This is a genomic window from Candidatus Eisenbacteria bacterium, assembly GCA_030017955.1.
In the GTDB taxonomy this organism is placed as follows: Bacteria; Eisenbacteria; RBG-16-71-46; order JASEGR01; family JASEGR01; genus JASEGR01.
On record JASEGR010000039.1, the window covers coordinates 13,518 to 28,359 of the forward strand.

The following is a 14,842-nucleotide window of genomic DNA, read 5'->3' on the forward strand; positions in this document are numbered from 1 at the left end:
TGGTCAATCCGGGTCTACTTCCTCCACATCTTCGTGGCTAGCAACACCCTCCCACTTTGCACAGACGGCCTCGACTTCGGGCACGACTACCTCGCACGTCCAACTCTTGTAGAACTGCGGGTTCTTGCTTCTCGGTGTTGGATCGACTTCCCTCATTTCCACCAAAACCGGCGCTTGGACGCACTCACCTAGTACGAGCGCGGTCCGAGGGGCTAGCGCGGGTAATTGATCCAGGAGCTGGCCGTAGATCCCCGGAACGATATCACGGAAGTAACGCAGATCTTCAGGGTTCTGAAGTCGATGAACAATGAAGCTGTTGCACTGCGATAGCACTGTTTTTGACATCTCACTGGGCCGTTGGGACGCAATCACAAGACCGAGACCGAATTTGCGTCCTTCCCGAGCTATTCTTTCGAAAACTTGCTTGGAAATTGAATCCTCGTCAATCTTCCTAGTTTCGGGGACATAGTTCTGGGCCTCCTCTAGGACTATAACTACTGGAAACTCCCCGCGCCCAACGGTACTGGCTGGATCACTCAATCGCTGCAGAAATTCATGAATCAGCCGACCGATTAGTGCTGTGACATTTTCTAGAACCTCCGATGCCAGCAAGCTAAGATCGACGATTACAACATTCGCTCTTTCGGCACCTTCCCGCTGACGTTCGTAATAGGGCATGACGCCCTTCGGTATGGATTCGATATCTGTCAGTTCTATTCCCGTGCCCGACTCCAGCCCCAGAACATCTCGAAGGAATGTCGCCAAACTGTGTCGAACTGTAGGCCATTCCTCTGTGCGCGGTCCAAAGAGAAACTCGAAGCGGGAGTCTTCTAAGAGTCGATAAATCCGCATCAACATGGTGGAGCAGTTATCGCGGGCTCGAGTGGAGGTCGACTCGTTCCTCGATATTGCGGCCTCCAAGTGCTCATACCGAAATGAGTTCTTGCTGAAGTATGAAGGCGAATCGGCAGACGATATCTCTAACACATCTTCACTTCTTGGGAGGTGTGCTAGTTTGCCCAGTATTTTCCTGACGGAATGCTCGATACGTCCACGTTTGTCGAGATCAATTGGAGCGTAGGACTCAAACTTTTCGCCTTCACTCCTAATTCCCTCTCGAGCTGTTGCGCCTACATCTGAGAAGAGCTTCTCCAGGACGTCACAGCTCACCTCGGGGTAGTGGCCGACCAATTCCCCCGCGGCAGTCTTAGTGCTCTCTTGTCCTAGAAATTCTACAGCACCGTCGCAAATCTGACGAAGTTGCTTCGCGTCAGCCCTATCACCGCTACTCGCAAGAGCAAGAATTCTGTTGAGTTCACACAAAAGCGCTTCCCGGAGCTGCAACCATGCGGTCTGTCTGCTGGAGGCCGCTCGCGAAGAGGACAACGCGTTCAAGAGAACTGGTCTCTGAACTCCGGGTGCAGCGCGGAAAAGCCGAACAAAGTCGTCTGAATCCATGAACCAGTATGGAATGGTCAGTCGCTCGCTTTCGGATGGATCGGTGGGGATATGCAAAGACCGTCGATTGGGAATAGCGCTGACATAACTTCCGTCTTCTTGCCGCCTTTGGAACGCGGCGCGATATTCCCCATTGGTATCAAGGATCACGATTCGCGTCTGCTTAATCTCTTCGCGTGAAATGATGGATTGCAGGATCGTCGCAATCGAGCAAGATTTTCCGGAGCCGGTGCTGCCAATGATGGCGGCGTGCTTGCCGAAGAAGGCGTCTGGGTCAATGTAAATGGGGTAATCCGGGAAGACCACTGATTTCCCGATCGAGACGCAGTATCCAGGATCTTCTGGATCGATCTCTCCCCCCGCGCGCTGCCTGCCGAAGATGGCATCCAAGTCCTCTTTTGTTGTAAGAAAGACTTTTGAGTCGAGCACCGGAAACAGGCTGATGCCCTGCCGAAACTGATCCCCGTCAATCGAGCCGATCATCGTTGCCTTCATTAGTCGGCGTGTGGACGGCAGAGAAATCATGGTCTTGTCGGCCTGGAGTTCACTTTCCTCGGTCATCACGACACGCGTCACCATCCCGACAATTCGTCGCGATCCGACGGGAATGATGATGTAGGAATTGATGCGACCTACTTCGAACGTGCCTTCATAGGTTGAGCGCGTCAGGGCTTTTAGATCACGATTCAACTCGGCTGTGACCTGCGCCGTATCGACAGCGACGACGCGTCCGATCTCGTGTTCAGCTGTCATCGGCATCCTCCGGCGCTGGTTCAGAGTTTTGCCGCGAAGGTGTCAAGGCGTTGTAGGTCTTCATCACTTTGAACGTGATCTCCTCCTCTCGCAGGTCAGGCAGCAACTTCTCAACAAAGTCTTCCAAGGTACCAAGTTGCCAGCCACTTACCAACCATACTCGTTCATCACCAAGCTCTTTCAGGCGGCCTACGAAATCGCTTGTGGGTGCCGGGTCGATCACAACTAGGGTGAAACTTGGGATGGCGAGTGCTTGGCGGATGAGGGCATTCACATGCTCATCGCCAAAGCCATAGCCAACTGTGAAGAGGACCGACTGCGGTTGTGCAATCACAGATCCTAAGCGACGAAATAGCTCCGAATAGGGGAGACCGAGCGCCTGGCCATACTTAAGTGGCGACGGGTAGATCAGAACATCATCCTCGGGGGTCTCTTGGTTACAGAACGTCGCGAACACTCCGTAAGGATTTTCCCAGTCTGCAACGCAACGGTGCCATGTGATGGACCCGTGCAGCTTGTAAAGATGGAGTGCACGATCAAAACGATGAACTCGTCCTTCGGTAGTCTGAGCCGGAAAGTAGAAGTCCAGATCGTAGGATTCGGGACGAAATATCCGCCGAAGAGTCCCAACAAAGCCATCGACCAACACGGCACCTTCAGCATCAGCGGCTCTCTCGATCAGGGTGTCATAGTTGAGTGTGAAGAGGTTGGCGCGCCGCAGGTTAGGCGGGCGGGTGAGAATCTTCCTGATCAGGCGACGGTGATCTTTGAGCGCAGCCTCCTTGCCCCTGGTCGGGAGATCGACCAACGACGTGAGACCGCGTTTGATCTCCAAAATGAGGCGGTCGATACCAGCTCTAGACAGCGCCAATGTGCCCCCCGCAGCGAGGCTGACCGCGATGCCTGTCGCGAATTCAGACATTCCTGCCCGCCACATGTACAGGTGGCCAAGATAGTCCTCAAGATTGAGGGGTATCTTGGGAACTTGGCCAAGGTCTCCAGTCAATGCGGTCCTGCGGTCCCCAAGATTGAATGTCTGACCGGCCAGCGCGGAAGACGTCGCATAGAACAGCGATAACCATTCCCGGTCGTCGTTGCCGCTTTCCACAGCCTTCTTGTGGAGGTCGTTCTCCAGTTCGACCGGGATCGAAGCAAGGCCGATACCGCCAGCCTTCATTGAAGCACCGGCGCCAATCAAGAATGAGATATTGTCGATCTTGAGCAGAGTGCCAACTCGGACTCGAGTTTCTTTCAGTCGCTCATTAAGGAACGTCTCAGCCTTCTGTCTTGTCTCGGCATCACCAGACGAAAGGTCCGCAAAGAGTTGTTCGCTAAAAACTTCGGTGCCACCAATCTTTAGGAAGTAGTTGTCATTCATTGTGCTATCTCCAATTCTGACAGTTCGAGGTCGTGGACCCGAATCTGCGCCGTCATAAGCTGGTGCAGTAGCGTGCGGAAGAGGGCGGTAAGCGCTTCACTCTTTGCACGGTAATTCGTCAGCTTCCGGTTGAGAAGTTGCAGTGGCTCCAGAATCTCCCGCTGCTGATCGAGAGGCGGCAACGGCATCTTTACCTCCGAGATAATACCTTGCGTTATAAGGGGTTGACCCGCCCTATTGCTATATTGATTCAGGTTGGCGTAGGCTAAGTATTCCACGGCATAGAGAGTGTCGATATCGCCCAAGATCTCTTTCGCGTAAAGGGCATTATCACTCACCCACGCCCGGCCTTCCGTGTGGTGGGCGCACCCGCAATACTCACCAACCCTTCCGAGAAGAAGCAGCGGCCGTTCATACAGGTAACTGCCGGAGTAGCCAAGAATACCGTTACCTCCAAATACTGGAAATGGCTTCGAAGACGACGCTGTTGCCTCGGTGTCTTTCGGACGGGATTTTCCACTGCTGAACCTGAACAAATCCCCGATTGCCCGCACCTCCCAACTCTGCGGTACGGGGCCGATTTCGGTTTGTTTCTGCGGTTCGCCGTGCAGGCCCTGGGTGAAGAGTTGGTGAAGGAGTGCCTTTTTCAATTCCGTGGTCAGGGCGATCAGTCGCTCCTGCTGCTCAATCGCCCGCCGCACTAGTCCCAACACGCCCGCTATCTTTTGTTGCTCGCGGAGGGGTGGAAGAGGAGCCTCTATCCGATAGAAGGATCGTGGATCGACTCGCTGGCGGCTCGGCGTGGAACCAGAGACGAGAGTCTTGGCCTTGGCCATCACATGCTCAGACCACAGTAGGAAGTAAAGGAACTGCTCATCTACGTCGTTGCTCGGAACGAGGGGCAACCACTCCGTGGAACCAATTTTGCGATGCGGGGAATAGTTGCCGACACGCCACACTTTCTCGACCCGTGGGTTTAGCTTCCCAAAGAGAACCGTGCCCGAATCGAGCAATAGCTTGGAGCTTCCGATCTTGTTGCCCTTCGCCAACGTTGGCCGCTGGTCGTCTTGATAGGCTGGAATGCTGTAATACTCGAAAGTCTCCTCCGCGCTACTCGCCGGGTTAATCGTGACGGGCCGTCTTGCATTGAACGCGCTCAGCGGCTTCACCTGCCAATTCTCGGGAAGGCCACGAACGGAGTGTTGGTCTTCCAACCCGCCCTCTGCCGGGCAGAAATCCCCGCTCTTCGTTGCTCCGCGCTTCCGCGGTTCCGCTTGAGTCGTCTTCTGTTTCAGCCTAGCCATATCGTTCCGCCCGTTCTCTGACAATCAGCGCCCTCTCCCGCTCGATCTCATCTATCAGTTCTTTTTCGCTTGGCAGATAGAGCTTGTACTTGGATGCAAAGAGCTGCTTGCTTTCCTTGAGTACGGAATACCTGACCACAGTTTCGTCCTTTGCTGTGCACAGAATGATGCCAACGGTAGGATTGTCTTCCGCGCCTTTGACCTTGTCCTCGAACAATCGCACGTACATGTCCATTTGGCCGATGTCCTGATGGGTCAACCCACCCGTCTTAAGGTCAATCAGAACGAAGCACTTAAGCAGGAAGTTGTAAAAGACCAGATCCACGAAGAAGTCGGTGGTCTCAGTTGAGATTCGATATTGCCGGCAAACGAATGCGAAGCCCTTGCCCAGTTCCAACATGAATGCTTGCAGTTTGCCAATGATGGCTTGCTCCAGCTCGGACTCACGGAACTGGTGCGTATCTGGAATTCCGAGAAACTCAAGAACGTAGGGATCCCTTACGAAATCCTTTGGCGCTTGCGCGAGTGCACTGGTCTTTTCACGAGCTTCCTCCTGCACGGGCCTCTTGTCGCGACTGGCCAGCAGACGCTCGTAATAGAGGGAGTTGATCTGCCGTTCCAAGGCACGCGTGGACCAGTTCTGGTCGGCGGCTTCGTTCATGTACCATGTCCGGGCCTTGGGCTCCTCCACCCGCATTAGGAGGCGGTAATGGGTCCATCTCAATTCTCCACGCAGTGCGTGGAGAATCTCAGAACCAATTGGTGCGGAATGAGTTGAAGATTTGTGACGCAGTGCGTCACAAATTGGGAAGGTCAGGTAGAATTGACGAATGTAGCGCAGATTCGATTCACCGAATCCCTTTCCGAAATCCTGGGTTAGCCGAGTTGAAAGTTCTTTCAACAATCCCCTTCCGTACTCGGCCTTTTCCCGGCCCTGTTGTTCCTCCTCTACGATCATCCGGCCGACCTTCCAGTATGCCTCGACCATGGCAAAGTTGATGGCACGGTAGGCACTGCGACGGGCATTGTGCAGGATTTCGGCCACACCCCGGTAAAACTCTTGGCGCAGGGCATCCTTTCTGCTGATCAACGCCACCTCTTCTTCGCCATTTCGCGTCTTCGCGTGAGTTCCCATCTTCACACCCCCATCCTCTTTAGAATCCCCCTCAACGCTTGATCCGTCACCTTCGCCTCTTCTTCGATAGCGTTCAGTTCCTCGATAATCTCTCCAATCGGTCGGTATTCCTCGCCTGCGCCAGTGTGGATGTAGCGACTGGGCGAGATATTGAAATCATTCTTGGCAATCTCTTCGCGGGTGACTATGCGGCTGAATTTCTCCTCCTCACGCCACGCCTTGAACGTGTCGGCGATGCGCAGGATAGCGTCATCCGGGATGTAGTTCTTCGGGTCGCCCTTGGCGAAATCCTTGGCGGCGTTGAGTAGGAAGAGTCTTCCTTTTCGCTCCTTCGCCTTTGCTTTGTTAAGGAACAGGATGATGCCCGGAGCCGTAGTGTTGTAGAACAGATTTTCGGGCAAGTAGATGACGCCCTCGATGAGGTCCTGCTCCACGAACCAGCGGCGCACATCCTTTTCCTTGTTTGTATTGGCGCTACCTGAGCCGCGCGAGGCGGCCCCGGTATCGAGCACGATTGCGGCGCGGCCAGTGTCGTTGAGACTGGCGAGCATTACCTGCACCCAACCCCAATCGGCCTTGCGTCCGGGGAAGCCCGCGCCCTTGGGGAAGCGATCGAGTTCGTCGGTGTCGTAATCCTTCTCGGTGAACCAGTCCTGGTTCCACATGGGATTGGCGATCACGCGATCGAAGGTCTGGAGGCGATTTCCCTTACGGAACTTGGGGTTCTTGAAGCTGTCGCCGATCTCAATCAGTCCCTGCATGTCGTGGATGATCATGTTCATGTTAGCCATGGCCCAGTTTTCAGGTATGTATTCCTGTCCGTAGAGCTTGAGCGGGGCATAGGCTTTCCGCTTCGCCTTGGTCATCTTCTCCTCCAACATGAGCTGGCACTTGATAAGCAAGCCAGCGGAGCCGCAGCAGGGATCGTGGATAGTCATGCCCGGCTCAGGATCTATGATCTGGGCCATGACAAGCCCGACTTCCTTGGGCGTATAGAACTCGCCCGCGCTGGAGACACTCCCCTCCGCAAACTTGCGGATGAGGTATTCGTAGGAACGGCCGATGATGTCCGCTTCTACGTCGGCAAGCCCAAGCCGTTTCTCACTGATACGCTCGATGAGGTTACTCAGGCGGTCGTCGGCGAGGTCGCGGACACCATGCGTGGTGGCATTGAAGTCCACGCGGTCGATGATCCCCTTTAGTAGTGGATTTTCATCGGCGATGGCGCGCAGGTGCGTGGTGAGTTGCTCGCCGATCTTGTCGGACAATTTGCGAATTACCGTCCACACGGGTTCATCCAAGTTGGCCGGTTCTAGTGGCAGGTAAAAGCGCACCATCGGTGTCTGCCCGCTCTTCCTGGCCTCCTTCCAGTCTGCCTTGACCAGTTTGAATGCCTTGGCCCGCGAACCGACTTCCTTGGCTATGCGATTCACTTCGTCATCGAAGACATCGCAGAGGCGCTTGGTGAAGATAAGCGGGAGGATGTAGTCCTTGTATTTCGGCGCATCCTTCGCCCCACGGATGGAACAGGCCGCGTCCCATATCCAGGATTCGAGAGATTTGTCGTTACCGCTGGGCATTATTACTCTCCCTTCATGTCATGCTCGTTTGGCGGATAACGCCTTGCGCTTCAACAGCGGCCCGCCTGCCACAGCAACATGTCAACCACGCCACGTGCCGGCCGTCGGCTGCAAGTGTTCGTCAAATGTCCCCCCGCACTGCCGGCGGTTCAGTAAACAGCAGGCGAAAGGCTTCTTCGACCTTGGCATAGTCCAGCCCGGGATGTGGGTCGCCTTCCAGAAGACGATCTACGAGGCCAGCCATGCGAGCAGCGCGCTCCATCTCTGCTGTGACATCCGCGTTCGTCATGGTGGCTCGTACCGCTGCCAGACCGCCGTCCGGGGCGAGACGAACGTATAGAGCGTCCTGCTTCTGTCTGTCGCGCTCCCCCTCCGCGATGTCGCGCGCCTCCTTGTCGTATTCCGGGTCTTCGGCCCACACCCAGTTGCGCGATATCCAGCGGCCGATCTTCTCGTGGCGTAAAATGTTCATGGCGTCCGCGACCCTCGGGGGTAGTCTAGGCAGCTCGTGGCGGAGGCCTCGCGCATTGCACCGCTCAATGAATTCCTCAAGTTCGGGGTTCAGGAACTCCATTATGACGCACAGCAACTGCTTGCACGTGTGATCCCGGCTGGCACGGAGAATGTGTTGATTCCAAGGGATTACCTGACGCTGGACCAAGGCAAGCAGAAATGCCTTTGCACACTCTTCTTGGGCGATCAGCGAGAGATAGTACCCAGTGGCTGGTGGCTCATTGAGCTTGAGGAACTCTGCGTCATCCAGCAATCGCCGCGCATTCTGGAGAATGGCCCTTACCGATTCTTCGATCCTTTTCACGTGTCAACCCTTTCGATGTCTGCAGACGCCCAACGCCGCGGTCACCTGTGGGCGGAAGTGGCAGTGGCAAGACGTTTCGCCACGAACTACTCAACCCGCCCGTCTGGTGCGGCGCGAGGTTGGACCGAGGCTCCCAAGTGATTACCAATAGCCTGCGACTTACCCGCGGCCACTGTTGCGGCTCGTGTTGGGCCAGAATAGGATGCTAATCACGGACTAGCCAGTCGACGCGACGATAATGATTCCGGCGGTGGTGCAAAGGATAAACAGTCCCCAAAGGGTCCCAATCCCGGGGCCTTCCGAGATCTTGTCATGAGCTACAACAGCGCGGACGAACAGCACTACGCCTGAAGCACCACCTAGAAACAGCAAGAGCATTCCCATGTTTCGGATCATCCTGCAATTCCTCCTTGCCTTTTGCGTCAAGGTCTCCCTGACGTTGCCATTCGGTGTAACTTGTAGTATGCGGAACAAGGTAACTTGACGTACGAGCGAAACCCCGCGGCATACGCTGACAGTGTCGCCGGGCTTCAAGGTGTATCGCCTTCTTTCTCAAGAAGTTAGAAATCCCGGGCGATCGCAATGTAACTCGATAAAAGCAACGAAGTTTCCGGACCCGCCGTCAGCCCATCAGGACCACCAAACGGGAGTATCTATTTCATTGAAAAGCAATCCCTTCCAACCTTGAAACTACAAGACTTCGTGGTGCACAATCCAGCCGCCCGCGAACTTGGGAGCGTCTCATAGCCTTAATGTTTCCCACACTCATGAATATATGTTGTTTCATAGGTAAGAGCAGCATGAGAATCTGTGTTTAAGTCTTCTCCCGTGAAGCAGTACTTGTCAACGAAAATTTATTTTTTGTCGGACAGTCCAGATGTCCTACGACGCAAGCCAGTCTTCGGGTTGAAAATGGAGTGCGGAAATGTTCTCGGGGAGGCTATCTTTCGGGAGAATGGGGAAAAAGGTGACTGTCACTATTTTTCAAGCACAAGTGGGGGACGGCCGGCGCGCCGCCGAATCCAATTGATTAGCTTGAAAATCGGGCGGTGCGCAACGATCCATCTCTCCACCCGGAACTTACCCGGGAAATCCAGCAGCATCAATCCAATCAGTATAGTCAGGATTCCCTGGCCGGGCAGGACCAGCATTAGAATGCCGGCCGCTACGAGGATCCATCCAAGAAGGTTCTTCCCAGCCAGAAGCACTGCCCGAATCGCCGGGGGCTTTCCGGCCCACAGCATTCTGCTCCGTCTGGGATGTGCGAAGTAATCTGCAGGGACTCGGATCATTAGCATCGGGACAGCAACTATGCCCACGATGAAAGTTACGACCGAAACTCCGGTTGCCCACCAGATTGCCGTTCCGTAACCCTGAACCCAGTTCATTATCTGCATCTGATGCCCAGAAATAGGTGCCTGTCACTGTTTTCAATCATCTTCATTTGATTCCCTGCCCGGAGCTTCTCCCACCATGCAGGAACTGTCAACAGGAGTCTCGTTTCCTGACGGCAAGCCAGGACGTCTTTCAACAGAGGCAGCCTCTGGACGAGTTGACTGATTTGTGGTAGTGTATCCGGACGGTTTGAACCTCAGTGGTCAAGGTCCGGTTTCACGACAATAGGGAGGAGGTTGAACATGGAGTACGGAAATGTTCTCGGGATGATGAAGGGACTCTACAATCAGCCGAATGTTAGCCACCTAAGTCCTTCCGAGACGCGAAAAGAGGCAGAGAAATACGGATTCAAAACCAAGTTCGATAACTACAACTTTGTGTCCGTCGTGAAAAACAGGAGTGCCGGTCTCACCGTTTATCTAGGCCCTCAGGAGTTGAGGCAAGAGAAACTAAGCCCGAAACAGCAGGAGATTCTGAACGGAGTTCCTCGCACGCTTTCGCTTCTTGGAGAGTACTTGAAGAAAGCTCCCCTTGTCTGCGTCGAAAGAACCATGGGCATGAACCCGGGCTTCACCCCGAAATGTACACTCTATGTGTCGGTCCACAGAAGAGATTCTGCCAGGCTTCCGTACATGGTCGGACAGACTCTTTTTGATCCCCAGCCGTCAGGGGGAAGCGCCCCAGAATTATTCATGGTCTATATTCCAGAATGGCAGGAGAAGGACAGGCAGATTCTCGCCTTTCCGGAGGAGGGAGTAACCTTTGTCCTGGGTTCCGACTACTACGGCGAGGCGAAGAAAGGCTTTCTCCGTATGGCGATGTGGCATGCAAAGAAACAGGGAATGCTCGGACTCCACGCCGGCGCCAAAATCATCAATGCAAAAGGAAGAGACGGCCGCGTAAAAAAATTCGGAATGCTTATCTTCGGACTCACTGCTACCGGGAAGACGACTCACTCCTGTCATAATCATGGCCTTACCGAGATGGGAGAGGGTGTTGAGATCGTGCAGGATGACTTTGTCATCTGGAGGCCGGATGGCTCTGCCTGGGGTACCGAGAAAGGCTTCTATGTCAAGACCGAAGGACTTGCGCTGGACACCCAGCCTCTTCTTTACAAGGCCGCCACTGCAAAGGACGCAATTCTTGAGAATGTGATGGTTGATTATGCCGGAAACATCTACTTTGATGACGAAACGCTGACCGGAAATGGAAGATGCATCATTCAGAGAGATGACCTTCGTCCCTACCTGAGTGAAGTTCCAAACCTTCCCCCGGCTGCCGAACTCGAAAGACTCATTATTGCCTTCATAACACGGAGAAATACCATCGTTCCGATAGCTTCGAGGCTGTCGCCGGAAGAAGCTGCCGCAGCATTCATGCTTGGTGAGTCGATCGAGAGTACCGGCAGCGATCCAAAGAAGGCAGGCGAGTCTGTGAGAGAGGTCGGAACAAATCCTTTCATAGTCGGGAGTGAGGCACAGGAAGGAAACCGGTTCTATGAGTTTGTCAAACGCCATCCCGGAAAGATCGCATGCTACCTGCTCAACACCGGCGGCGTCGGCGAGGTAATCGAGAGACTTCCTGACGGGAAAAAGACGGTGAAGCAGAAAGTTGACCGTGTTCAAATAAACGAGATGGCTTCGATCATAAGGGGCATCGTCAGGGATTCAATTGAGTGGGGCGAAGACCAATATTGGAAATCCACAGTGCCTGTCAAGGTAGAAGGTGCCGACATGAGCAGATTCGACCTCACCAAGTTCTACCCGAAGGGCGAGATCGACAAACAGATTAAGAACCTGTTGGGTGAGAGAATAGAGTGGCTTGAGAGATTCCCGGGACTTGAGAAGGACGTTAAAGAATCGGTGGGCAGGCCAGTCTAGCCCGGGTGCTTCTCTTCTCAAGACTGTATCGATTCTTATCATAATTCTCATGGTGATAGGGCTCTATTGCCCTGGTATTAGGGTGAAGATAGTCATTGAAAACATGCCCCAGGGCTGCTCCGCTAGACTCGCCCTCAAGAACAGGGGGCTGTTCGCGGGAAAAGATAGAGTGTCTCCCGACATTGTCGGTGTGTTCACGGGCTCCCGGAAATAGGGCACTCGCCTCTCCGCCACAAGGTGCCGCAATGAAACGTTGTTCTCGCATAAAAAAAGAGAAATCTGACTTGCGGCTCGAAGAAGCCGGCGAACTTTCGCTCATAAGAGTCTTCGAAAGACTGTTTCGACCTTCGCCGAAAGGAGTAATCCTTGGCATCGGAGATGATGCGTCGGTGGTTTCGGTTGATGGCAGGAAGACCATTATTACCACTGATTCGATGGTCGAAGGAGTTCATTTCAGTTTGAGATTGGCAGGACAAAACTCTGGTGCTGCTGCGGCACACACCAGATCGACTCTTTTGCGCTCCGTGGCCCACAGGGCGATTGCTTCTTGTTTAAGCGATATCGCGGCGATGGGGGGGAGACCGCTTTATGGCGTTGTCTCGCTAGGATTGCCAGGCTCATTCTTGTTTCAAGAGGCGGTCTTGCTTGCGCGAACAATGCGGGATGTCTCAAGAAAATTCGGAGGAAGTATTGTTGGGGGCGACACGGTAGAATCTGATGCCCTTTTCATCTCTGCTACTTTTATTGGTGCGACGCACGGAGGAAAATTCGTCACAAGAGGCGGAGGAAGACCTGGCGATGTGGTCCTTGTTACCGGCGAGCTTGGTGATTCTGCTACCGGGCTTGCCCTGATCAAGAAAGCCGAGGTCTCGGGAGGGATCGGGCTGGAGCCTGTCAGAGATCATGATGCGGGGTCCCGTCGCCTTGGGCCACGAAGAATGGCTCGGCTGTCCGGACTGGTTCCCGAATTGCGACGTTTGGGAGAGACGATCGGCGCGCGTGCAATCGAGAAGGCGCTCCGCAAACATCTTTTTCCCGAGCCGCGGTTTGAAGAGGGACGGATAGCGTGTGGGAATGGTGCGACTTCCATGATAGACATCAGTGATGGCCTTGCGACAGAGCTGGACCACCTGGCTTGTTCGTCTTCTGTTCAGATAGAAATAGACAGTGCATTGGTGCCAATTGGCGCAGCTTCGGTCAAGGTTGGCGCCCATTTCGGGAGGGACCCTCTTGCGCATGCGCTTTTCGGCGGCGAAGAATATGAACTTCTCTTCACGGCACCAATACGAAAGGCCCTTGAGATAAGTGAAGCAATCACCAGCCGCACCGGAACGAAGGTAACTCGAATTGGTGTGGTCAAGAAAGGGAAGCCAAAGGTCACATTGAGAGAGGAAGATTCTGTGAGGCCGCTTCGGCCGTCCGGGTACGAGCATTTTTCTTCTTCCTACAGGAGGTAATTGATGGCAGGCAACCCCGAGCTTCAGAAGCTGGTTGATGATTACGCATCCTTTCTGTTCAGCAAGAATCCGGTCGCAGCAACCGCACTTGGAGTCCATACCGAGGACGGGAGACTCGGAGACTACGATGAGGCCTCTCTGAAAGAGGAAATCAAAGGGTTGAAAGCGCTGAAACAGAGGCTGGCAAAGATTCCAGCGGATGGACCCGCCATCGAACAAAGGATTGAGCATGAGTACCTGAGCTCAAAGCTAGATACCTGGATTGCAGACCTCGAAGAGATCAGGGCACTGCAGAAAAATCCTTCTATGTATTCCGAACTGTGCATGTACGGGATCTTTCTCCTGATGTCCAGAGACTTCGCGCCCGCTCCGGATAGGGCGAAATCGGTTATTTCGAGACTTAAGGAAATGCCCAGAGTGCTCGGGCAGGGCAAAGAGAATGTGAAGAATCCTCCAAAAGTGTATGCGGAGATTGCCCGGGATGTGACAAAGGGAGGAGAGGATTTTCTGATTGAGGTCTCGCGATTTCTTGAAACCGCTCTTCCCAAGGACAAAGCCGGTTGGAGCTCTACTCTTGATGAAGCCTCTGCGGCGCTGAAAAACTACAGGGCACATCTCGAGAAAATACTCCCCGAAGCCCGCGGCAACTTCGCCCTCGGGGAGAAAATGTTCAATTTCAAACTCGCGCGCGATTTCATGGTTTCACACGACTGCTCATCGCTCGAAAAATTGGGGAAAAAGGTCTTTGAGGAAACGAAGAAACAGATGCTCGACACCGCCAGAGAGATCGATCCCAGAAAATCTGTCGACGATACAATGACTGAGATCAAAAAAGATCATCCTGAGGCGGCCAAGGTCAAGGAATCCTATGAGAGAGAAATGCTTCGTGCAAAGCATTTCGTTGTGGAAAAAGACCTTGTAGCCATTCCCGAAGGCGAAACACTCGTGTGTATTGACACCCCGGTTTTTGAAAGAAGCACCATTCCCTATGCCGCCTATCTTCCCCCCGGACCGTTCGAGGAGAAACAACAAGGGTTCTTCTACGTGACCCCGGTAACACCATCAATGCCGAAAGAGGAACAGTTGGAGCGGCTCAAAGGTCACAACATGTCCAGCATCATTACCTGCTCCTTGCATGAGGCATACCCGGGACATCATCTGCAGCTTGTCAGCGCAAACAGGGTGAAGTCCAAGATGAGAAAGCTCGGAGATTCAAACGTACTTGCAGAAGGCTGGGCACTCTATTGTGAGGAGATGATGTATGAGCAGGGATTCTACAAAGATCCAAGAGTCAGACTCTACCAGTTGAAGGATAGCCTGTGGCGCGCCGCAAGGATCATGATCGATGTCGGGATCCATACCGGGAAGATGAGCATCGATGAGGCGGTCGATCTTCTTGTCAACGGAGTGTGGATAGAGAAACCAAATGCCGTCTCCGAGGTCAAGAGGTACACAACATCGCCGACCCAACCCTCAAGCTACATGCTCGGAAAAATCGAGATAATGTCGATGAGAGAAGATTACATGCAGAAGATGAAAGGCGGATTCTCGCTCAAGAAATTTCACCAAGCCATTCTTGGTGCAGGGACTATTCCGCCTAGGCTCATAAGGAACGAGCTCTTTCAGAATACCTAGCCTGCTTTATGCATAAACTTACATGAACATGGTATCGAGTGCCACAAGTT

General features: G+C 53.7%; 12 protein-coding genes. 4 read left to right on the forward strand and 8 right to left on the reverse strand.

The genetic code is table 11. The annotated features are described in order from the left end of the window. Positions 1 to 3: 3 nt before the first annotated feature. From QME66_07870 to QME66_07905, 8 genes are all read right to left on the reverse strand, one after another. Positions 4 to 2,211, reverse strand: coding sequence for a DUF87 domain-containing protein (locus QME66_07870; protein ID MDI6808881.1), 2,208 nt, complete (start codon positions 2,209 to 2,211; stop codon positions 4 to 6). Next, positions 2,201 to 3,589 carry an SIR2 family protein gene (locus QME66_07875; GenBank protein MDI6808882.1) on the reverse strand — a complete coding sequence of 463 codons (1,389 nt, stop codon included), beginning with the start codon at positions 3,587 to 3,589 and terminating at the stop codon, positions 2,201 to 2,203. The genes QME66_07870 and QME66_07875 overlap by 11 nt, the downstream gene beginning before the upstream one ends. Then, entirely contained in the window at positions 3,586 to 4,803 is a 1,218-nt protein-coding gene (locus QME66_07880) for a restriction endonuclease subunit S (protein MDI6808883.1), read from the reverse strand. The genes QME66_07875 and QME66_07880 overlap by 4 nt, the downstream gene beginning before the upstream one ends. 82 nt (positions 4,804 to 4,885) lie before the next feature. Next, positions 4,886 to 6,028, reverse strand: a complete 1,143-nt coding sequence (locus QME66_07885; protein ID MDI6808884.1) for a PDDEXK nuclease domain-containing protein — start codon at positions 6,026 to 6,028, stop codon at positions 4,886 to 4,888. Positions 6,029 to 6,030: 2 nt separating this feature from the next. Then, positions 6,031 to 7,608, reverse strand: a complete 1,578-nt coding sequence (locus QME66_07890; protein MDI6808885.1) for an N-6 DNA methylase — start codon at positions 7,606 to 7,608, stop codon at positions 6,031 to 6,033. A gap of 121 nt (positions 7,609 to 7,729) precedes the next feature. Further along, complete coding sequence (locus QME66_07895; GenBank protein ID MDI6808886.1) at positions 7,730 to 8,425, reverse strand: AbiV family abortive infection protein; 696 nt, start codon at positions 8,423 to 8,425, stop codon at positions 7,730 to 7,732. Between the two features lie 216 nt (positions 8,426 to 8,641). Then, a complete protein-coding gene (locus QME66_07900) occupies positions 8,642 to 8,821 on the reverse strand; it encodes a hypothetical protein (GenBank protein ID MDI6808887.1) in 180 nt (59 codons plus the stop codon). Between the two features lie 581 nt (positions 8,822 to 9,402). Beyond that, positions 9,403 to 9,813 (reverse strand): PGPGW domain-containing protein, encoded by a 411-nt coding sequence (locus tag QME66_07905; GenBank protein MDI6808888.1) that lies wholly within the window; start codon positions 9,811 to 9,813, stop codon positions 9,403 to 9,405. 249 nt (positions 9,814 to 10,062) lie between these two features. Here QME66_07905 and QME66_07910 point away from each other — a divergent pair, with 249 nt between their 5' ends. Genes QME66_07910 through QME66_07925 form a run of 4 tightly spaced genes read left to right on the forward strand, consistent with a single transcriptional unit; the run spans position 10,063 to position 14,792 of the window. Continuing rightward, complete coding sequence (locus tag QME66_07910) at positions 10,063 to 11,700, forward strand: phosphoenolpyruvate carboxykinase (GenBank protein ID MDI6808889.1); 1,638 nt, start codon at positions 10,063 to 10,065, stop codon at positions 11,698 to 11,700. After that, positions 11,660 to 11,914: a hypothetical protein gene (locus tag QME66_07915; protein MDI6808890.1), complete on the forward strand. Its 255-nt coding sequence runs from the start codon at positions 11,660 to 11,662 to the stop codon at positions 11,912 to 11,914. The genes QME66_07910 and QME66_07915 overlap by 41 nt, the downstream gene beginning before the upstream one ends. Before the next feature lie 31 nt (positions 11,915 to 11,945). Next, positions 11,946 to 13,157, forward strand: a complete 1,212-nt coding sequence (locus tag QME66_07920; protein MDI6808891.1) for a thiamine-phosphate kinase — start codon at positions 11,946 to 11,948, stop codon at positions 13,155 to 13,157. A 3-nt stretch (positions 13,158 to 13,160) separates the two neighbouring features. Then, positions 13,161 to 14,792 (forward strand): DUF885 domain-containing protein, encoded by a 1,632-nt coding sequence (locus QME66_07925; GenBank protein ID MDI6808892.1) that lies wholly within the window; start codon positions 13,161 to 13,163, stop codon positions 14,790 to 14,792. Positions 14,793 to 14,842: the final 50 nt, after the last annotated feature.

Excerpts from the sequence above, each read along its gene's own strand:
- QME66_07925 (MDI6808892.1), top strand. The coding sequence starts at position 13,161 with ATGGCAGGCAACCCCGAGCTTCAGAAGCTGGTTGATGATTACGCATCC.
- QME66_07890 (MDI6808885.1), bottom strand. The coding sequence starts at position 7,608 with ATGCCCAGCGGTAACGACAAATCTCTCGAATCCTGGATATGGGACGCG.
- QME66_07905 (MDI6808888.1), bottom strand. The coding sequence starts at position 9,813 with ATGAACTGGGTTCAGGGTTACGGAACGGCAATCTGGTGGGCAACCGGA.
- QME66_07900 (MDI6808887.1), bottom strand. The coding sequence starts at position 8,821 with ATGATCCGAAACATGGGAATGCTCTTGCTGTTTCTAGGTGGTGCTTCA.
- QME66_07920 (MDI6808891.1), top strand. The coding sequence starts at position 11,946 with ATGAAACGTTGTTCTCGCATAAAAAAAGAGAAATCTGACTTGCGGCTC.
- QME66_07870 (MDI6808881.1), bottom strand. The coding sequence starts at position 2,211 with ATGACAGCTGAACACGAGATCGGACGCGTCGTCGCTGTCGATACGGCG.
- QME66_07910 (MDI6808889.1), top strand. The coding sequence starts at position 10,063 with ATGGAGTACGGAAATGTTCTCGGGATGATGAAGGGACTCTACAATCAG.
- QME66_07885 (MDI6808884.1), bottom strand. The coding sequence starts at position 6,028 with ATGGGAACTCACGCGAAGACGCGAAATGGCGAAGAAGAGGTGGCGTTG.
- QME66_07875 (MDI6808882.1), bottom strand. The coding sequence starts at position 3,589 with ATGAATGACAACTACTTCCTAAAGATTGGTGGCACCGAAGTTTTTAGC.